The organism is Sphingomonas mangrovi (assembly GCF_047975845.1).
GTDB lineage: Bacteria > Pseudomonadota > Alphaproteobacteria > Sphingomonadales > Sphingomonadaceae > Sphingomonas.
The window spans coordinates 107,884-125,694 of sequence record NZ_JBIUCZ010000001.1 but is presented as its reverse complement, the minus strand read 5'-3'; the positions used below and the strand labels follow the sequence as shown (position 1 = coordinate 125,694).

Sequence of the window (17,811 nt, the reverse complement as noted above, 5' to 3'; positions counted from 1 at the left end):
CGGAGTGCACCCATGACCACCCCCGCGCTGTTCGCCCCCGCCCGCCTGGGCTCGCTGACGATGGACAACCGCATCGTCATCGCGCCGATGTGCCAATATTCGGCCGTCGACGGCTGCATGACCGACTGGCACCAGATCCACCTCGGCCAGCTGGCGCTGTCAGGCGCCGGTCTGCTGACGATCGAGGCGACCGCGGTCGTGCCGGAGGGGCGGATCAGCTACGGCGACGTCGGCCTGTGGGACGATGCGACCGAGGCGGCGATGGCGAAGGTGCTCGAAAGCGTCCGCCGCCATTCGCCGATACCGATCGCGATCCAGCTGGCGCACGCCGGCCGCAAGGCGTCGACCGACCTACCGTGGAAGGGTGGCGCGCAGCTGCCGCCCGACGACGCCGATGGCTGGCAGACGGTCGCCCCCTCCCCGATGCCGTTCGAGGCGGGCGAGAACGCGCCGCAGGCGCTCGACCGCGCGGAAATGGTCCGGATACGCGACGCCTTCGCCGATGCGGCGCGCCGCGCGCATCGGCTGGGGATCGACGCGGTTCAGATCCATGCCGCGCACGGGTATCTGCTCCACCAGTTCCTCTCGCCGCTCTCCAACCGCCGCGACGATGATTACGGCGGCAGCCTGGAGAACCGCATGCGCTTCCCGCTCGAGGTGTTCGACGCGGTGCAGACGGCATTCCCCGGCAAGCCGGTGACGGTGCGCGTCTCGGGCACCGACTGGGTCGAGGGCGGCTGGGACGTCGAGCAGACCATCGCCTTCGCCCAGGCGCTGGAGGCCCGCGGCTGCGGGTTGATCCACGTGTCGAGCGGCGGGCTCGATCCGCGCCAGCAGATCCCGGTCGGCCCCAGCTATCAGGTGCCGCTCGCGCGCGCGGTGAAACAGGCGACGGGCATGCAGGTCGTCGCGGTGGGGCTGATCACCGACTATGACCAGGCCGAGGCGATCGTCGGCACCGGCGACGCCGACTATGTCGCACTCGCCCGCACCATCCTCTACGATCCGCGCTGGCCGTGGCACGCCGCCGCGCACCTCAGCGCCCGCGTCCGCGCCGCCAACCAATATCTCCGCTCGCAGCCGCGCCAGCACCGCACGCTGTTCGATTTCGAGGAGGGCGCGGCATGAGCCGGGAGGTGCCGAGCGCGCCGCAAGCGCTGCTGCCGGCGGATGGGCGGCAACGCGCCGCGGTGAGCGTACGCCTGGGCAAGCGGCAACGCCTGCAGGCGTCGGTCGAGGTGACGCCGGCCGGATTGCTGGCGATCGGCGGCCTCGTCTCGGCGATCCTGTTGTCGACGGCGGTACTGGTACGCAGCGCCACGCCACGCGATCGCAAGTCGCGGTCGTAAGCTCTCACCGCTGGAGGACATTGTCGGTTCCGCTGGACACGGCGGCAATGATCTGAGACCTTTTGGTTACCTATCGGAGACCAAAGTGCCGCAGACCTTCGCTCGCCCGACCTTCCTGCTCGCTACCGCAGCGGCTGCACTGCTTGTCGGGAGCGCGCATGCGACGCCGCTCGCGACCTTGCCGGCGGTGTTCCCCCAGCCGGTGTCGATGGCGCTCACCGGCCCGGTGCTGGACCTCGGCCGTGAGGCGACGTTGGTCGACGCGGGCGCGGACGCAGCGACGGTCGCGCTGGTGCGCGACGCGCTCGCCGCCGCCGGGGTCGAGACGATCCGCACCGCACGCAGCCTGCCCGGCAAGCCGCGGGGCACGGTGGTGGTGCTCGGCACCGCGGACGCCGGCTCGGTGCGCGCCGCCGTCACCCAGCTCGGCGGCACGCTTCCCGACCAGCGCGAAGGCTATGCGCTGCTGAGCGGAACGCGCGGGAACGCCCCGCTCGTCGTGCTCGCCGGTCACGACGGCGACGGGCTCTACTATGCCGCACACACGCTGCGCCAGCTGACCGCGCGGGGAACCATGCCCTCCGTGCGCATCGCCGACGCGCCCAGCATGGCGATCCGCGGTACGATCGAGGGGTTCTACGGCGCCCCCTGGTCGATGCAGGACCGCGCGGCGCACCTCGACTTCCTCGGCAGCGTCAAGGCGAACACCTACATCTACAGCCCCAAGGACGATCCCTTCGCGCGCGACAAGTGGCGCGAGGCCTATCCGCAGGCGACGCTCGACGCGCTCAAGCAGCTGGTCGACCAGGCGCGGCGGCACCACGTCCGCTTCACCTATGCGATCTCCCCCGGCCCCTCGATCTGCTATTCGGATCCGGCCGACGTGCAGGCGCTCCAGCGCAAGTTCGACGCGTTCCGCGCCATGGGCGTCCGCTCCTTCTACATCGCGTTCGACGACATCGAGTATAAGAAGTGGAACTGCGACGCCGATCGTGCGGCGCTGGGCGAGCCGGGCGAGCGCGCCGCCGGTCTGGCACAGGCGCAGCTGTCGAACAGCATCTACCACTGGCTGAAGGGCAAGGACGGCGCCGACGCCGAACTGATGATCGTGCCGACCGAGTATTACAACACCACCGAATCGCCGTACAAGGCGGCGCTGCGGCAGGTCGACCCGGCCGTCTACGTGCAGTGGACCGGCACCGATGTCGTGCCGCCCGCGATCTCTATCGGTGATGCCAAGGCCGCGACCAAGGCGTTCGGCCGCAAGACGCTGCTGTGGGACAATTATCCGGTCAACGACTACGGCGAGTCCTCCGGACGGCTGCTGATGGCGCCCTACGCCAAGCGTCAGGCCGGGCTTTCGGACGAGCTCAGCGGCATCCTCGCCAATCCGATGAACCAGGAGGCGCCGAGCCGCGTCGCGGTGTTCGGCAGCGCCGCCTTCGCGTGGAACGATCGCGGCTACGACGCCGATCGCGCGTGGAAGGCGGCGGCGCGGATGCTGGCGTCCGACGACGCGGCGACCACCGCCGCGCTGATGACCTTCTTCGACGTCGAGCATCTCGCCCCGACCTTCGGCAGCCAGCCGTGGCAGCCGGCGGCCCCGCGGCTGAAGGCGACGCTCGACGGCGTCGCGGAGGCGCTGGCGAACGGCACCGCCGAAGAGCGGGAGCAGGCGCTCGCACGGCTGAAGACCACCGCCGACGATCTCGCCACCGCGCCCGATACGATCCGCGCCGGCGTCGCCGATGCCGGCTTCGTCGCGCAAAGTAAACCGTGGCTCGACGCGCTCCAGCTGTGGGGCCGGTCGCTCCAAGCGACGGCGAACGGGCTCTCGGCAGCGGAACGCGGCAACTCCCGGGCGCGCGGCTTCTTCGCGCAGGCGCAAGCGCTCGCCGCCCAGGCGGAGGCCATTCAGACCATCCCCAACACGACGCGACCCCAGGGGTCGATCAAGATCGCCGACGGCGTGCTCGACCGCTTCGTCCGCGAGGCGCCGTCGCTGATCTACGTGCCGACCGCGGCGGCCGGCGGCGACTAAGCCGCCGCCGCTTCGGCGACCACCGCCGCCGGCGTCTTCCACAAGGCGCCGGGTTTCGGCAGGAGGAAGTGGCTGAACGGCAGCACGGCCGCGCCGACGGCGGGCGCATCCTCCGACAACGCCGCGCGCGCGACGGGGGCGATCGACGGGATGATGCCCGCCTGATCCTGCATCAGCGCGTTGACGCGATCCGCCAGCGTCTCGACCAACGCACGCGGCAGCCGCCCGCCGATCAGCACCGTCGCCGGGTTGATCAGGCAGCAGATCGCCGCAACCGGCGTGCACAGCCGCTGTGCCGCCGTCTCGATCCACGCGTCGACGCACTCGGCGACTTCCGCCGAGAGCACGTCGCGATGGACGACGTCGCCGAGGCCAAAGCCGCTCGCCTCGAGATGGCGCGCAAGCCCGGAGAGCGAGACCAGCGTCTGCACCGGTTCGCGTCCGCCGTTGCCGTCCGGCGCGAGCATGAAGCCGAGTTCGCCGCTGCGCCCGTCGGCGCCGCGCACATAGGCACCCTCGACCACGAATCCGCCGCCGAGCCCCGACGACAGCAGAACGTAGAAGAAGCTGCCGTGCTTCTGCCCGAGCCCGAACTGCATTTCGCCGGTGGCGGCCGCGGCGGCGTCGTTCTCGACGAACACCGGCAGATCGAACGGCTCGGTGAACAGCGTCGCCATGTCGATGCCGTTCCACGCGGCATAGGCCGCCGGCCGTCCAGGCAGATCGACGCTCCCCAGGTCGTCTGGCGCCGCGACGCCGATCCCCACCAGCTTGGCGGGGTCCACCTCGGCCTCGGCGAGCATGCGCTCGATCGAGCGTTCGTACAGCGAGCGGACGTGATCCGGCAGCGCGAAGGCGACCTCCTCCGATACGCGCGCGAGAGTGCGGCCGGAGAAATCGACCACCACGATCGTGATGTGATCGCGGTCGATGTTGACCCCGATCGCGTAGCAGGCGTTGCGCCGCACGACGAGCTTGGTCGGGGGCTGCCCGCGCCCACCACGGCGCTGGCCCGCTTCCTCGATCAGCCCGTCCTGCAGCAGACGCCGGGTGATGTTCGCAATCGCCGGCGGCGTCAGGCCGGTGATGCCGGCCAGTTCGACGCGGGTCAGCGAGCCGCACACGCGGATCGCGTGCAGCGTCACGCGCTGGTTATGATCGGCGGCACGTTCGAGATTGGTGCCGGACAGCCGGGCACCGGAAGACGCGGCGATCATGCAGGGCGCGATCCACGATCCGACTCGTGCCTGCCCGGCTGTCGATCTCGCGTGCTTGCTCGCCGCATATGCCTCTCCTGCGCGCCGGTGCTCCGGCGGTGAACGGTGTCAGCGCTCACTAATGCAGCACCCGCCCGCGGATACAAGCGCCTGTGTCATCTCGGGATGGGCAACGACCCTTCTTCGAAGAAGCCGCGCTTGGCCGTTGAGTTAGAAAAGTTGGTGTATTAATTCGGTCGTTCGCCGTGTCTACGCTGCTCCGCAGCGGCGACCGGCGCGAAGGAAAGGGAGAGATCACCTGATGTTTCGGCTGAACCCGATGGCTGCGTCGTGCCGCCAGCCATCCCGCCGTACGGCGACGCTTGGTCGGAACGTCCCGGCATGAACGCGGCAGCTACCCAGGCAGCAGGTTCCCGCTCGCTTCCGTTCGCCGGGATCGAACTCGGCGGCACGAAATGCGTGTGCACGCTGGCGTACGGCCCCGGCGAGATCCTCGACCAGCGTACCGTTCCCACGACGCAGCCGTCCGAGACCCTGCCGGCGATCGTCGCGATCCTTACCGAATGGCATGCGGCGCACGGCTTTCGCGCGATCGGCATCGCCTCCTTCGGGCCGATCGACATCGACCCGCGCTCGCCGCGCTACGGTCAGGTGCTCGAAACCAACAAGTCCGGCTGGCCGGGTGCCGACATCCGCGGCACGCTGTCCGCGCCGTTCGACGTTCCCGTCGGCTTCGACACCGACGTCAACGGCGCCGCCCTCGCCGAGATCCGCTGGGGATGCGCGCAGGGCCTCGACGACTTCGCCTATGTCACCGTCGGGACCGGCGTCGGCGTCGGGCTGGTCGTGCACGGCAAGCCGACGCGCGGGATCAGCCACAGCGAGATCGGCCATCTGCGCGTGCCGCGGCTCGCCTCCGACACGCTGACCAGCGTCTGCCGCTACCATCCCGACTGCATCGAGGGGCTCGCCTCGGGCACGGCGCTCGTCGCGCGGCTCGGCGGACGCTCGGTCGACGCGGTCTCCGAGGACGATCCGGTGTGGGAGCCGGTCGTCTCCGCGCTCGCGATCATGTGCCACGACCTGGTGTGCACTACCGGACCGCGGCGCATCGCGATCGGCGGCGGCGTTCCCTCCGGCCAGCCACACCTGCTGCCGCGGATCGAGGCGGCGCTGCGCGACAGCCTCGGCGGCTACATGCCGCTGCCGGCGGACGGACCCTACATCGTCGCCCCCGCACTGGGTGCACTGGCGGGTCCGCTCGGGGCGATCGCGGTGGCGGCGAGCGCCGTCTGACGCACGCCCCCTCGCCACGCGCCACGGCTCCGCTATAGCGCGGGCGCAGCCAGCCGGAGGAACCGCGTGACCGACCGCTTCGACATCCTGATCGTGGGCGCCGGCCACGGCGGCGCGCAGGCGGCCATCGCGCTGCGCCAGCGCAAGTTCGCCGGCAGCATCGCGATCGTCGGCGAGGAACCCGAACTCCCCTACGAGCGCCCGCCGCTGTCGAAGGAGTATCTCGCCGGCGACAAGCCGTTCGAGCGGCTCCTCGTCCGCCCGCCCGCCTTCTGGGAAGAGCGCGACGTGACGATGCTCGCCGGGCGGCGGGTGGTTGCGGTCGATCCCGACGCGCGCACGGTTGCCTGCGCGGACGGGAGTACCCTTGGCTACGGCACGCTGATCTGGGCGGCCGGCGCCCATGCCCGCGGGCTGCCCTGCGCCGGCAACGACGCGACGGGCATCCATTCGATCCGGACCCGTGCCGACGTCGACCGGCTCGTCACCGAGCTTTCCACGACCGACCGGGTCGTGGTGGTTGGCGGCGGCTATATCGGGCTGGAGGCGGCGGCGGTGCTGACCAAGCTCGGCAAGCAGGTGACGGTAGTCGAGGCGCTCGACCGGGTGCTCGCACGCGTCGCCGGCGAACCGCTGTCACGCTTCTACGAAGCGGAGCACCGCGCCCGCGGCGTCGCGCTGCGGCTCGCCTCTAGCGTCGAGGGCATCGACCAGGCCGACGGCCGCGTCACCGGGGTGCGCCTTGCCGACGGCGAACGCCTGCCCGCCCAAATGGTGATCGTGGGCATCGGCATCGTCCCCGCGGTCGAGCCGCTGCTCGCCGCCGGCGCGCGCGGCGGCAACGGCGTGGCGGTCGACGCGCATTGCCGCACCTCGCTGCCCCATGTCTTCGCGATCGGTGACTGCGCCCTCCACGCCAACCCGTTCGCCGACGGGCTGCCGATCCGTCTCGAATCGGTCCAGAACGCGCACGACATGGCCGCGACCGCCGTCCGGACGATCCTGGGCGACCCCGCTCCCTACCACGCGGTGCCGTGGTTCTGGTCGAACCAGTACGATCTGAAGCTCCAGACCGTCGGGCTCTCCGCCGGACACGATCAGGTCGTGACCCGCGGCGATCCCGCCACCCGCAGCTTTTCGCTGATCTATCTGCGCGAAGGCCGGGTGGTGGCGCTCGACTGCGTCAACGCGACCCGCGACTATGTCAAGGGACGCGCGCTGGTGACAGCCGGCGCGACGATCGACCCGGCACGGCTTGCTGATACGACGACGCCGCTCAAGGCGCTGCTGACGACTGCCGGCAGCGAGTGACGTCCGAGACGGCGCTCCCTGTTACTCGCCCTTGTGAGAAGGTAGCGTGAGCCGCCAGCGGATCGCGCCACCGCGCAGGACGAAGCCGAGGCTGGCGGAGACAAAGGCGGGCCACGGCGCCGCCAGCCCGAGGTTCGAAAGCAGCACGAAGGCTGCCGCCGCCGCCAAGGCCGCGGTGACGTAGAGCTCGTGCCGCAGGAGCACGGAGGGCACGCCCGCGGTCATGTCCCGGATCACGCCCCCTACACAGGCGGTGACCGCCCCCGCCGCGACCGCAGGCACTGGCGCGATGCCGAACGACAGCGCCTTCGCGGCGCCGTATACCGCGTAAGCGGCGAGGCCCGCGGCATCGAGCCACTCCAGCGCCCGTTCGGGCCACCATCGCAGGGGGACGACCCAAGCAGCCGCCGCGATCGCGACGCACAGCAGGACCGGCGCGGCGGTATGCATCCAGAAGATCGGCGCACCGATCAGCAGATCGCGCAGCGTCCCGCCTCCGGTCGCGGTGATCAGGGCGAAGAAGCAGGCGCCGACGAAATCGAGCCGCTGCCGTGCCGCCGCCAGTGCGCCCGATGCGGCGAACACGGACAGCCCCAGCAGGTCGAGCCATGGCAGGATCGTCTGGAGAGGCCAGATCATACGCGTTGCTCAATCCGTCCCATGAACCGGAGGCTGCTCCGTAGCGACGATGCAAGCGGCCGCGTCAATGGGCGAGCGCCGCACGCCCGTCGAAGCTGCGTTGCGCCTCGACGACATCCGGCATGCGGGTCTCGGCCCAGTCGATCATCAGTCGCAGGGCCGCGAGAAGCTCCCGGCCAAGCGCCGTGATACCATAACTGACGGTCACCGGCACGGTCGCGAAAGCATGGCGCGTCACCAGCCCGTCGCGTTCGAGCGAGCGGAGCGTCTGGCTCAGCATCTTCTGCGATATGCCGTCGATCCGCTTCTTCAGCCGGCTGAACCGCATCTCCTCCTCGCCCAGCAGCAGCAGGATCAGGACGCTCCACTTGTCGCCGATGCGGTCGAGCAGCTGCCGGGTCGGACAGTCACGGGCGTAAGCGTCGCCACGAGGGGTTTCCTGCGGGTGACCAACGGAGATGAAGGTGCCGTCTTGCATGGGATCGCCTCCTAACCGACGTGGTATCCGTTAGAAACCAAAAAGGAGATCGTCGATGGATGTTGCGGTTCTAGGCGCGAGCGGTCGTGCGGGTTCGGAAATCGCGAAGGAACTCGCCGCGCGCGGGCATCACGTCCGTGCCATTGCACGCCGGCCCGGGGCGATCCCGACGGCGGCAACGATCGAACCGATCGCCGGCGACGCGTCCGATCGCACGGCCTTGGCGGACCTGATCCGAGGGGGCGACGCGGTGATCAGCGCGCTGCATTTCGACGTGCCGGTCGAGCTTCTGGTCGGTGCGCTCAAGGAAGCAGGTGTCGGACGCTTGCTGGTGACCGGCGGCGCGGCCAGTCTGGAGGTCGCGCCGGGCAAGCGGCTGTTCGACACGCCCCACTTCCCTGCCGAATGGAAGGAAGCTGCGGGTCAGGGGATCGCCTTTCTCGAGGCGCTGCGTCGGGAGACCGACGTCGATTGGACCTTCTTCTCGCCAGCAGCCTTCATCTTCGAAGGTCCGCGGACGCAGTCGTTCCGCACCGGCGGCGATCAGCTGATCGTCGATGACGCCGGCGACAGCAAGATCAGCTTCGCCGACTACGCCATCGCAATGGTCGATGAACTCGAGCATCCCCGCCACAGCCGCGGGCGGTTCACCGCGGCCTACTGAGGAGGGGATCGGCAGCGCCCGTGTGACGGGTGCTGCCGCCCGGGGTGAGAGCGCCGGCATCCTGGGGCAGAGGTCAGGGTTCAGCCTTCCAGCATGCGAGCGAGGAAATCGCGGACGTACTCGGCGATTTTGCGGTGATGCGTCTCCAGCGCGAAATGCCCGGCATCGATGAGGTGGACCTCGGCGTCCGGAAGATCCCGGCGGTAGGCGATTGCTCCTGCCGGAACGAACGCGGGATCGTGCCGGCCCCACACCGCCAGAAGCGGCGGACGATGCTCGCGGAAATAGGCCTGGAATGCGGGATAGAGCGCGACGTTGCTCCTGTAGTCCAGGATCAGGTCGAGCTGGATCTCCTCCGCACCCGGCCGTGCCATATAGGCGATGTCGAGCTCGTAGCCGTCGGGCGACAGCCGGGCCGGATCGGCGCCGGTGCCATATTGCCAGTCGCGGATCGTCTCCGCCGACAGCGAGGCACGGCACGCCTCGCGATTGGCGTCGTTCGGCTCGCGCCAGTAGCGCTGCCACGCCTCCCATTCGTCACTGAAGCCTTCGAGATAGGCGTTGCCGTTCTGCGAGACGATCGCCGTCACCCGCTCGGGATGCCGCATCGCCAGGCGGAACCCGGTGGGGGCACCATAGTCGAAGACGTACAGCGCGTAGCGGCGGAGGCCGATCGCGTCGACGAACCCGCCGAGCACCTCGGCCAGCGATTCGAAGCTGTAGGTGAACGCACCCCGAGGCGGCGCCTCGGTCTGTCCGAACCCCGGCAGATCGGGGGCGATCACGCGGTACCGGTCGGCCAATTCCGGGATCAGATCGCGGAACATGTGGCTGGCGGAGGGGAAGCCGTGCAGCAGGAGGAGAACGGGCGCGTCGACCGGCCCGGCTTCGCGGTAGAAGACCTCCACCTCTCCTACTTTCTGCTTCTTGTAGCGAACGACGGACATGGACTTCTCCTGCATTTTCGAGCGTATCGCGGTAGCGGCACGTCGCCGATGCGCCGGGCACGAACAGCCCGAAGCAGAATCGACGACGGCAAAGGGTTGAGGACGGCGCATGGCTATTCGTTTGCCCCCGAGCAGAATGTAATCGTCCCACGATCGGGAATAAGCCTTGTTCTCCGCTCGACTACATTGCAGATCCTGAAATGATGGACCGGCTCGATGCGATGGAACTCTTCGTGACGGCAGTGGAGGAGGGTTCGCTTGCCGCAGCCGCCCGGCGCCACGCCCGCTCTCCCGCGTCCGTCACGCGGGCGGTGGCACTGCTGGAACATCACGCCGGCGAGGCCCTGCTGCTGCGGTCCACCCGCACGCTCAGCCTGACCGCAGCCGGCGAACGGCACCTTCAGGCATGGCGGGACGTGATCGCGCGCTTGCGCGAGATCGAACCGGTTCGTGCCGCGACGCTGCTGCAGGGCACGGTCGTGGTTACTGCACCCGAACTCTTCGGCCGCTTCAACGTGATGCCGCTGCTGGAAGACTTCCTCGCCCGCCATCCACGGGTCGGCGTTCGCGTTCTGCTGGTGAACCGGCTCGTGAACCTTACCGGCGAAGGCGTCGACGTGGCGGTCCGCCTGGCACCGCTTCCCGACTCCACGCTGACGGCGGTGAGGATCGGCGAAGTCGGCACGCGTCTCTGCGCTTCGCCCGAATATCTGGCACGCGCCGGAACGCCGGCCGAGGTGGGCGATCTCCAGCGCCACGCCTGTATCGGACTGAACGCCGAAGGCGACGGCGAACTCTGGTCCTTCCGCACCTCCGGCGGGAGCCGCCGCACACGCGCCGTGCGCATTGCCACGCGACTGAGCGTCAACAACGCGATGGCCGCGATCGATGCTGCGCTACGCGGTTCCGGGATCATCCAGGCGCGATCGTATCAGGTGGCGGAACACCTCCGCACCGGCCGGCTCGTCCGCCTGCTCCCCCATTGCGAGGTTGCCCCAGCCCCCGCCCATGTCGTGTTCCCGCACGACCGCGGAACGAACCGAGCGGTGCGCGCCTTGATCGACCATCTTGTCCCGAACCTGAGACGCGTTTTGGACGACGACGGCGGGTGACGAAGCGTCGTCGTTGGCTACTTCGAAGCGATCTCACCCGAAGTTGCTGCGACCTCCATACGACGAGCGTGTGGGACGAGTCCTGAACAATGGCGCTCCTGCGCGGTTGCCGCAGATCTCGATCAACCATCGTCACAACAATGGAGCGGCTGAAAGGATAGCGGCGCTATCCTCGCAGGGGCCGCGTCCGGAACGATGAGACCGTTGCGCGCAGAGCTGCTCGGATACGCCTCAAACGACTACCCCCTCCGCCTCTTGCGAGACGAAGGGGGTAAGTCGTTGAAACCACTGGCGCGCCCGGAACGATTCGAACGTCCGACCCTCAGATTCGTAGTCTGATGCTCTATCCAGCTGAGCTACGGGCGCGCGGTGGAGGTGGCCTGATAGTCGCGGCTTTCAGGGGACGCAACCCCGTTGCGCGGTTTTTCTGCGCACCCTAGATCGGGGCATGCGCAGCCCGATCTTTCCGCTCGTCGTCGCCCTGCTCGCCTCCGGCTGCGCCCAGCAGCGCGGCGACTTTCCGTCGCTGCTGCCGCGCGCGATCGAACAGCGCAGCGATGCCGAGCCGGAGCGCCCGGTGCCGGTGGCCACGCCCGACCCGGCGCTCGATGCGCAGCTCAAGACGCTCACCGCCGCGGTCGCATCGGCCGATGTCGCGTTCGGTCAGGCAGCGGATCGCGCGGAGCAGCGGGCGCGCGCCGCCAAGGGCGCGAGCGAAGGCAGCGAGCGCTGGCTCGACGCGCAGACCGCGCTCGCCGAAGTCGACGTGGCGCGCGGAGCGATCCAGCAGCCGGTTGCCGAGCTCGAGCGGCTGGCGATCGACCGCGCCGCCGCCGGGGAGCCCGCCTACCCCGCGCTCGATGCCGCGCTGGAGGCGGCGCGTACGCGCGCTGCGGCGCAGGTGGAACGGGTCCGCTCGATCGAGGCGATGCTCGCCTGACGCGGCCTCAGTCTGCGTCGATGGTGATCCCGCGCAGCACCGGTACGATCGAGGCATAGTCGTCGGTCCAGGCCGGCAGTTCCGGGTCGACGTGGAGCGACCGCCAGCCGGCTTCGCTTGCGATCAGGCGGTCGAAGCTCGACCCTCTCCCCAGCACCAGCCATTCGGAGGCGGCCGCGGCTTCCTCCCGATCGCTCGGCACATAGTCGAACGCCGCCGCACGCCAGCCGGTGCCGGTGACGGTCGCGGCCACCACCTGCTCCATCGCCAGATAGCGGTTCGAGGTATGGAGCAGCAGCAGGCCGTCGCCGGCGAGCACCCGTGCATAGGTGACGAACGCCTCGCGCGTCATCAGGTGCAGCGGCACCGCATCGGAGGTGAAGGCGTCGAGCACCAGCAGGTCGAACTCGTCGGCCGGCTCTTCGCTCAACGACAGGCGCGCGTCGCCGACGGTGATCGCTGCGTGCGGCAGGCAGCGCGACAGGAAGCTGAAGCGCTGCGGGTCGCGTGCGATCCGTACCACCGCCGGATCGATCTCGTAGAAGCGCCAGTGCTGCCCCGGGCGCGCGTAGCAGGCGAGCGTGCCGGTGCCGAGCCCGACCACGCCGACGCGTGCGCCCTCCCCGTACAGCGCCGGCAGCGCCCGCATCGCCTGGCCGACGCCGGAGCCCGGCACGTAATAGGTCGTGGGCTGCCGCAGCCGCGCCTCGCTGCCGCGCAGTTGCACGCCATGCAGCGTGGTGCCGTGCGCCAGGTCGCGCGCGCCCGGCCGGTCGGTGATGGTATAGACGCCGAAATAGCTGCGGGTCCGCGCGCCGGGCTTGGCCGACAGCTTGAGCGCATCATAGCCGCCGAACAGGAACAGCGCGCCGGCGACGACGCCGGCGAACACCGGGCGCACCCCGATCGAGAGCACGCCGAGCAATCCCAGCACGACGAGCGCGATCCCCTGCCGTGGCCCGCCGCTGCGCGCCGATCCGTCCGACAGGCCCAGCCACACCGCGGCAGCCGTGCCGGCCAGCACGGCGACGGCCAGGATCCAACGCCGGCGGGCGTCGCCGTGCCACAGCTTCGCGAAGACCGGCAGCAGGAATCCCTGCGGCGCCAGCACGCCCGCGGCAAGGATCAGCAGCGGAAATTCGTAGGTCCAGTCGAACACCACCGGCGCGACCAGACCGGCGAACACCCCGCCCAGCGCCCCGCCGACCGACATGGCGAGATAGAAGCCGGTCAGCCGCTCGGGCGCGGGACGGTTCTCGTACAGGCAGCAGTGGAGCGCAACCGAGGTCACGAACAACAGGATCAGCGCCATCGCGACGTTGAGCGCCGGATAGGCATGATGGGCGGAGATCACCAGGCTGCCGAACATCAGGACGGTGAGCGGCGCGAAGCGGGTGATGAAGTTGGCGAGCCCGCGCCTTGCCGCGAAGGCGACGGTGAAGCTCAGCAGATAGAGGCCGAGCGGCAGCACCCACAGCAGCGGCACCGCGACGATGTCGGTGGTGAGGAAGCTCGACGTCTCGATCATCAGCCCGGAGGGGACGAACGCGAGCGCGATCCACCACCACAGCCGCCGCACGCCGGGCGCGGCGCTGCTGTGGACCACCCGCTGCGCCGCGGGTCCGTGGCGGGGCAGCAGCAGCGCGCAGCCGAAGACCAGCAGCACGAGCAGCCCATAGCCGCCGGTCCACAGCCAGCTCTGTCCGGCGAGCGCGAGCCGCGGCTCGACCAGCAGCGGATAGGCGAGCAGCCCCGCGAAGCTGCCGGCGTTGGATGCGGCGTAGAGCGCGTACGGGTCGCGGCCGCAGGTCGCCACGGAATACCAGCGCTGCATCAGCGGCGCCTGCGCGGACACCGCGAAGAACAAGGGGCCGATCGACGCGCCGAGCAGCCAGGGCACCCACAGCGCCGGTTCGGCCCCGGCGGGCAGGCGCATCGCCGACAGGCCGATCGGCAGCCACAGCGCCGCCACCGCCAGCAGACCGAGATGGGTCAGCGCCTGCGTGCGCGGGCGGCGCCGGGCGAGCCAGTGCGCATAGGCGTAGCCGCCGAGCAGCAGCGCCTGGTAGACCAGCATCGCCGAGTTCCACACGGCCGGCGCGCCGCCCAGCCGCGGCAGCGCCATGCGCGCGACCATCGGCTGGACCAGGAACAGCAGGAACGACCCCGTCAGGATCGTGCCCGCGAACAGCACGCGCGCCGTCCGCAGGGAAACAGGCGTCGACGGCGCCATCATCCGCCCGACAACGCGCCCGACCGCGTGACCGTCACGCGCCGAGCAGGCGAGCGGCGTGCGCCGCATGATAGGTCAGCACGCCCGTGCAGCCCGCGCGCTTGAACGCCGTCAGCGTCTCCAACACCAGCGCGTCGCGGTCGCCCGCGCCGACCGCGGCCGCCGCCTCGATCATGGCGTATTCGCCCGACACTTGGTACGCGAATACAGGCACTTCGAACGCGGTCTTCACCCGCAGGATGATGTCGAGGTAGGGCAGCCCCGGCTTGACCATCACGCTGTCAGCACCCTCGGAAAGGTCGAGCGCGACCTCGCGCAACGCTTCCTCGGCATTGGCCGGGTTCATCTGGTAGGTCTTCTTGTCGCCCTTGAGCAGCCCGCGCGAGCCGACCGCATCGCGGAACGGGCCGTAGAAGCCGCTCGCATATTTGGCGGCGTAGGCCATGATCTGGACGTTGTGGTGGCCGTCCTGCTCCAGCGCCTCGCGGATCTGGCCGATGCGGCCGTCCATCATGTCGGAGGGCGCGATCACGTCGGCCCCAGCCCGCGCCTGCGCCAGCGCCTGACGGACCAGCTGCTCGGACGTGGCGTCGTTCATCACATAGCCGCGCTCGTCGACCAGCCCGTCGTGGCCGTGGGTCGTGTAGGGGTCGAGCGCCACGTCGGTGAGCAGCCCAACCTCCGGCACCGCATCCTTGATCGTCGCGATCGCCCGGCACATCAGGTTGTCCGGATTGTACGATTCCTCGCCCAGGTCGCTGCGCAGGTGCGGCGGAGTGTTCGGGAACAGCGCCAGACACGGGATGCCCAGGTCGCGCGCCTCGCGCGCGCGCTCGACCAGCCCCGCGATCGACCAGCGCGATACGCCCGGAAGCGAGGCGACGGGCTCCTCGCCCTCCCCCTCGGTGATGAACAGCGGCCAGATCAGGTCGGCAGGCGTCAGCACCGTCTCTGCATGGAGCCGGCGGCTCCATTCGGCGGCGCGGGTGCGACGAAGACGAAGCGCGGGATAGGCTGCGATAGACATGCCGCATCCTCTGGGCCAAGCTCCGGCGGTGCGCAAGCGCAGGCCACGCATCCCCGCGTGCATCCCGCGACGCTTCCGCGCGTTGGGGTGCGCATGGACAGGATCCGCTCGGCCGCGCTGGTCGTCAACACGCAGTCCCGCACCGGGCAGGACCAGTTCGAACAGGCATGCGCCGCCATGTCCGGCCTGCCCTTCGACGTGGCGCCCAACCCGGTCGACGATCCGGCCAAGCTCCAGGAGACGATGAAGCGGGTCATGGCAGAAAAGCCCGACCTGCTGATCCTGGGCGGCGGCGACGGCACGATCAGCAGCCTGATCGACCATCTGGTGGGCACCGACACGATCCTGGGCGTGCTGCCGCTCGGCACCGCCAACAGCTTCGCGCGCACGCTCGGCATTCCGCTGGAGATCGAAGGCGCGGTGGACGTGCTGCGCACCGGCACGCCCCGCCGCATCGATCTCGGCATGGTGGACGACGACTATTTCGCCAACTGCGCGGCGATCGGCATTTCGCCGCAGATCGCCAGCACCGTGCCGCACAAGCTCAAGCGCTGGTTCGGCCGTGCCGGCTACCTCGGCTGGGCGACGCTGCAATTCGCGCGCTTCCGCCCGTTCGAGCTGATCGTCGGAGAGGGAGCAGACGCGAAGCGCATGCCGGCGACCGAGGTTCGCATCTCCAACGGCCGCTTCCACGGCGGCGTCGAGCTGGTCGAGGAGGCGCAGCTCGACAGCGGCGAGATCATCGTCCAGGTGGTGTCGCGCAACGGCCGCCGCGGCCTGATCCGCAACTGGGGCGCGAGCGTGCTGGGGCTGGAGTCGCGGCGCGACGACACCGTGACCTTCCACGCCCGCGAGCTGCGGATCGCGACCAACCCGCCGCTGCCGATCTCCATAGACGGGGAGGTGCTCGCCGAAACGCCGATCACCGCACGCATCGCCGCCGGGGTGATCCGGGTGATGGCACCCCCTCAGCCTGAGCGCGCGTCCCAGAAGGCGCAGCCGTAGCGCTCGGCGAAGTCGGCCTCGACGCGATCGCCGTTGGGAGAAAGCACCTTCACCGCAGGTTCGGCCGCAGTGAAGCGCGGCCAGTCGCCAAGTTTCTCCCCGCGCGCGAACGCGCCCCAGGCGTCGCGGATACGCCGCGCCAGCGCGGCCTGAGCGGGCGCGAACCGCGCCGGATTGGCGAGTACCCAGCGGGTGCCGAACACATAGGCGAGTTCGCCCGCATGATAGGCGCGCGTCGCCATCGGTGCCCAGGGATGCGGCAGCGCGAACGGGGCGTTGTCATCGTCGAAGCGATAACCGTAGACCGGCACCTGGCCGGCGAGCAGCCGTCGCATCCGGTCGGCGGGATGGGCGAAGCGCGCGTCGGTGATGACGTCGGCGAACGCCTGTTGCGCCTCGGCCCGCGTCTCCGCCGGATAGCGCGCGAGCACCGCATCGGCGTCGGCGCCCCAGTCGGCGCGAACGCGTGCGACGAAGTCGCCGTGGCTGCGGATGCCCAGGCCGAACAGCCGCCCCTCGTCGCTGTTGGTGCCGACGATCACCGGCATCCGCTGGAACGCACTCTCGGCAAAGGCGCGAGCGGGTTCGGTCGGGATCACCCCCTCGCCCCACACCGGCCCCCAGCTGCCCGGCCCCATGATGCCGCGGCGGATCGCCGGCGCCCGTGCGATCTGCGTAGCGGGCAGCGCGCGCAGTTCTTCGATGCCGCTCGCCCCCAGCCCTTCAGCAAAGGTCGCGCCGGCACGCTCGGCTTCGAATACAGGGACGATCGACAGCGGGTCGACCGCGGTGCCGCTCTGGAGGATCGCGCGGTGGACCAGCCCGGCGGCGCCTGGGGACAGCATCTGGTACGAGGTGCTCCACGCCCCCGCCGATTCGCCGAACAGCGTCACCTGGCTCGGGTCGCCGCCGAACGCGGCGACATTGTCGCGCACCCAGCGCAGTGCCGCCTGTTGATCGAGCAGCCCGAAGTTGCCCGAGCCGCCATCCGGCTGCTCTGCCGCCATGTCGGGATGCGCGAGGAAGCCGAACGCGCCCATGCGGTAGTTGGGCGCGACCACCATCACGCGCTGCTCGGCGGCGAGCAGGCTCGGGTCGTAGTTGTCCGCCGCTCCGAGCGCGAAGGCGCCGCCGTGCAGGAACACCATCACCGGCCAACCACCCGCCGGCGCATCGTTCCGCCCGGGCGGCGTATAGACGTTGAGATAGAGGCAATCCTCGCTGCCGGACACCGGCGCGAACCGCCCCTGCCCGATCGTCTGGACGGCCGGCGATCCGGTGCGCGTCGCCTCGCATTCGCCCTGCCACCCGGCCACCGGCTGCGGGGCGCGCCAGCGCAGCGGTCCGATCGGCGGCGCGGCATAGGGGATGCCCAGGAAGGCGCGGCCGCGCGGCGTCGACACTCCGGCCAGCAGGCCGGCCTCGACCCGCACGACCTCGCGCACTGCGTCCGGCGCGCCGACCAGATGCGATACGCGTCCGGGGTAGACCAGTTCGCCGCGGAGCAGCGGCAGCAGATGTGAAATCCTCATCCCGCCAAAGCTGGAGCGCT

Annotated in this window: 16 protein-coding genes and 1 tRNA gene; 9 read left to right on the top strand and 8 right to left on the bottom strand. The window is 70.1% G+C overall.

What is annotated here, in order from left to right; genetic code table 11:
* Positions 1 to 12: 12 nt before the first annotated feature.
* The 3 genes from ACBY01_RS00600 (at position 13) to ACBY01_RS00590 (ending at position 3,390) form a co-directional block, all read left to right on the top strand.
* On the top strand, positions 13 to 1,128 hold the full coding sequence (locus tag ACBY01_RS00600; protein WP_416458800.1) for an NADH:flavin oxidoreductase/NADH oxidase: 1,116 nt from the start codon (positions 13 to 15) through the stop codon (positions 1,126 to 1,128).
* On the top strand, positions 1,125 to 1,349 hold the full coding sequence (locus tag ACBY01_RS00595) for a hypothetical protein (RefSeq protein ID WP_416458799.1): 225 nt from the start codon (positions 1,125 to 1,127) through the stop codon (positions 1,347 to 1,349). Before ACBY01_RS00600 ends, ACBY01_RS00595 begins: the two co-directional genes overlap by 4 nt.
* Positions 1,350 to 1,434: 85 nt before the next feature.
* Positions 1,435 to 3,390 (top strand): glycoside hydrolase family 84 protein, encoded by a 1,956-nt coding sequence (locus ACBY01_RS00590; protein WP_416458798.1) that lies wholly within the window; start codon positions 1,435 to 1,437, stop codon positions 3,388 to 3,390.
* Here the strand turns inward: ACBY01_RS00590 and ACBY01_RS00585 are convergent.
* On the bottom strand, positions 3,387 to 4,607 hold the full coding sequence (locus ACBY01_RS00585) for an ROK family transcriptional regulator (RefSeq protein ID WP_416458797.1): 1,221 nt from the start codon (positions 4,605 to 4,607) through the stop codon (positions 3,387 to 3,389). The two genes, ACBY01_RS00590 and ACBY01_RS00585, sit on opposite strands and share 4 nt — an antisense overlap.
* Positions 4,608 to 4,988: 381 nt before the next feature.
* On the opposite strand from ACBY01_RS00585, the gene ACBY01_RS00580 reads away from it, so the two are divergent.
* On the top strand, positions 4,989 to 5,903 hold the full coding sequence (locus ACBY01_RS00580; RefSeq protein WP_416458796.1) for an ROK family protein: 915 nt from the start codon (positions 4,989 to 4,991) through the stop codon (positions 5,901 to 5,903).
* A 66-nt stretch (positions 5,904 to 5,969) separates the two neighbouring features.
* Positions 5,970 to 7,214 carry an NAD(P)/FAD-dependent oxidoreductase gene (locus ACBY01_RS00575; RefSeq protein ID WP_416458795.1) on the top strand — a complete coding sequence of 415 codons (1,245 nt, stop codon included), beginning with the start codon at positions 5,970 to 5,972 and terminating at the stop codon, positions 7,212 to 7,214.
* A 21-nt stretch (positions 7,215 to 7,235) separates the two neighbouring features.
* Here the strand turns inward: ACBY01_RS00575 and ACBY01_RS00570 are convergent, their stop codons facing one another.
* Positions 7,236 to 7,853, bottom strand: coding sequence for a trimeric intracellular cation channel family protein (locus tag ACBY01_RS00570; RefSeq protein WP_416458794.1), 618 nt, complete (start codon positions 7,851 to 7,853; stop codon positions 7,236 to 7,238).
* 64 nt (positions 7,854 to 7,917) lie between these two features.
* Entirely contained in the window at positions 7,918 to 8,331 is a 414-nt protein-coding gene (locus ACBY01_RS00565; protein ID WP_416458793.1) for a winged helix-turn-helix transcriptional regulator, read from the bottom strand.
* A gap of 55 nt (positions 8,332 to 8,386) precedes the next feature.
* On the opposite strand from ACBY01_RS00565, the gene ACBY01_RS00560 reads away from it, so the two are divergent.
* Positions 8,387 to 8,995, top strand: a complete 609-nt coding sequence (locus tag ACBY01_RS00560) for an NAD(P)-dependent oxidoreductase (protein ID WP_416458792.1) — start codon at positions 8,387 to 8,389, stop codon at positions 8,993 to 8,995.
* An 80-nt stretch (positions 8,996 to 9,075) separates the two neighbouring features.
* On the opposite strand, the gene ACBY01_RS00555 is transcribed toward ACBY01_RS00560, so the two are convergent.
* The gene (locus tag ACBY01_RS00555; RefSeq protein WP_416458791.1) at positions 9,076 to 9,942 is read right to left on the bottom strand and encodes an alpha/beta fold hydrolase; all 867 of its coding nucleotides are present in this window, start codon (positions 9,940 to 9,942) and stop codon (positions 9,076 to 9,078) included.
* A gap of 200 nt (positions 9,943 to 10,142) precedes the next feature.
* Here ACBY01_RS00555 and ACBY01_RS00550 point away from each other — a divergent pair, with 200 nt between their 5' ends.
* On the top strand, positions 10,143 to 11,054 hold the full coding sequence (locus ACBY01_RS00550) for a LysR family transcriptional regulator (RefSeq protein ID WP_416458790.1): 912 nt from the start codon (positions 10,143 to 10,145) through the stop codon (positions 11,052 to 11,054).
* A gap of 289 nt (positions 11,055 to 11,343) precedes the next feature.
* On the opposite strand, the gene ACBY01_RS00545 is transcribed toward ACBY01_RS00550, so the two are convergent.
* Positions 11,344 to 11,420, bottom strand: a tRNA-Arg gene (locus tag ACBY01_RS00545).
* Between the two features lie 82 nt (positions 11,421 to 11,502).
* On the opposite strand from ACBY01_RS00545, the gene ACBY01_RS00540 reads away from it, so the two are divergent.
* Positions 11,503 to 11,994, top strand: a complete 492-nt coding sequence (locus tag ACBY01_RS00540; protein WP_416458789.1) for a hypothetical protein — start codon at positions 11,503 to 11,505, stop codon at positions 11,992 to 11,994.
* Between the two features lie 7 nt (positions 11,995 to 12,001).
* Here ACBY01_RS00540 and ACBY01_RS00535 read toward each other — a convergent pair whose 3' ends face one another.
* Positions 12,002 to 14,227 carry a spermidine synthase gene (locus ACBY01_RS00535; RefSeq protein WP_416458947.1) on the bottom strand — a complete coding sequence of 742 codons (2,226 nt, stop codon included), beginning with the start codon at positions 14,225 to 14,227 and terminating at the stop codon, positions 12,002 to 12,004.
* 34 nt (positions 14,228 to 14,261) lie between these two features.
* On the bottom strand, positions 14,262 to 15,254 hold the full coding sequence (hemB, locus tag ACBY01_RS00530; RefSeq protein ID WP_416458788.1) for a porphobilinogen synthase: 993 nt from the start codon (positions 15,252 to 15,254) through the stop codon (positions 14,262 to 14,264).
* A 93-nt stretch (positions 15,255 to 15,347) separates the two neighbouring features.
* On the opposite strand from hemB, the gene ACBY01_RS00525 reads away from it, so the two are divergent.
* On the top strand, positions 15,348 to 16,259 hold the full coding sequence (locus ACBY01_RS00525) for a diacylglycerol/lipid kinase family protein (protein ID WP_416458787.1): 912 nt from the start codon (positions 15,348 to 15,350) through the stop codon (positions 16,257 to 16,259).
* Here ACBY01_RS00525 and ACBY01_RS00520 read toward each other — a convergent pair.
* Positions 16,223 to 17,791, bottom strand: coding sequence for a carboxylesterase/lipase family protein (locus tag ACBY01_RS00520; RefSeq protein ID WP_416458786.1), 1,569 nt, complete (start codon positions 17,789 to 17,791; stop codon positions 16,223 to 16,225). The genes ACBY01_RS00525 and ACBY01_RS00520 overlap by 37 nt on opposite strands.
* Positions 17,792 to 17,811: the final 20 nt, after the last annotated feature.

What these genes read in the sequence shown, in the direction of transcription:
- ACBY01_RS00600 (WP_416458800.1), top strand. Translation starts at nt 13, where the DNA reads ATGACCACCCCCGCGCTGTTCGCCCCCGCCCGCCTGGGCTCGCTGACG.
- ACBY01_RS00595 (WP_416458799.1), top strand. Translation starts at nt 1,125, where the DNA reads ATGAGCCGGGAGGTGCCGAGCGCGCCGCAAGCGCTGCTGCCGGCGGAT.
- ACBY01_RS00585 (WP_416458797.1), bottom strand. Translation starts at nt 4,607, where the DNA reads ATGATCGCCGCGTCTTCCGGTGCCCGGCTGTCCGGCACCAATCTCGAA.
- ACBY01_RS00580 (WP_416458796.1), top strand. Translation starts at nt 4,989, where the DNA reads ATGAACGCGGCAGCTACCCAGGCAGCAGGTTCCCGCTCGCTTCCGTTC.
- ACBY01_RS00570 (WP_416458794.1), bottom strand. Translation starts at nt 7,853, where the DNA reads ATGATCTGGCCTCTCCAGACGATCCTGCCATGGCTCGACCTGCTGGGG.
- ACBY01_RS00565 (WP_416458793.1), bottom strand. Translation starts at nt 8,331, where the DNA reads ATGCAAGACGGCACCTTCATCTCCGTTGGTCACCCGCAGGAAACCCCT.
- ACBY01_RS00560 (WP_416458792.1), top strand. Translation starts at nt 8,387, where the DNA reads ATGGATGTTGCGGTTCTAGGCGCGAGCGGTCGTGCGGGTTCGGAAATC.
- ACBY01_RS00555 (WP_416458791.1), bottom strand. Translation starts at nt 9,942, where the DNA reads ATGTCCGTCGTTCGCTACAAGAAGCAGAAAGTAGGAGAGGTGGAGGTC.
- ACBY01_RS00550 (WP_416458790.1), top strand. Translation starts at nt 10,143, where the DNA reads ATGATGGACCGGCTCGATGCGATGGAACTCTTCGTGACGGCAGTGGAG.
- ACBY01_RS00540 (WP_416458789.1), top strand. Translation starts at nt 11,503, where the DNA reads ATGCGCAGCCCGATCTTTCCGCTCGTCGTCGCCCTGCTCGCCTCCGGC.
- ACBY01_RS00535 (WP_416458947.1), bottom strand. Translation starts at nt 14,227, where the DNA reads ATGGCGCCGTCGACGCCTGTTTCCCTGCGGACGGCGCGCGTGCTGTTC.
- hemB (WP_416458788.1), bottom strand. Translation starts at nt 15,254, where the DNA reads ATGTCTATCGCAGCCTATCCCGCGCTTCGTCTTCGTCGCACCCGCGCC.
- ACBY01_RS00525 (WP_416458787.1), top strand. Translation starts at nt 15,348, where the DNA reads ATGGACAGGATCCGCTCGGCCGCGCTGGTCGTCAACACGCAGTCCCGC.
- ACBY01_RS00520 (WP_416458786.1), bottom strand. Translation starts at nt 17,791, where the DNA reads ATGAGGATTTCACATCTGCTGCCGCTGCTCCGCGGCGAACTGGTCTAC.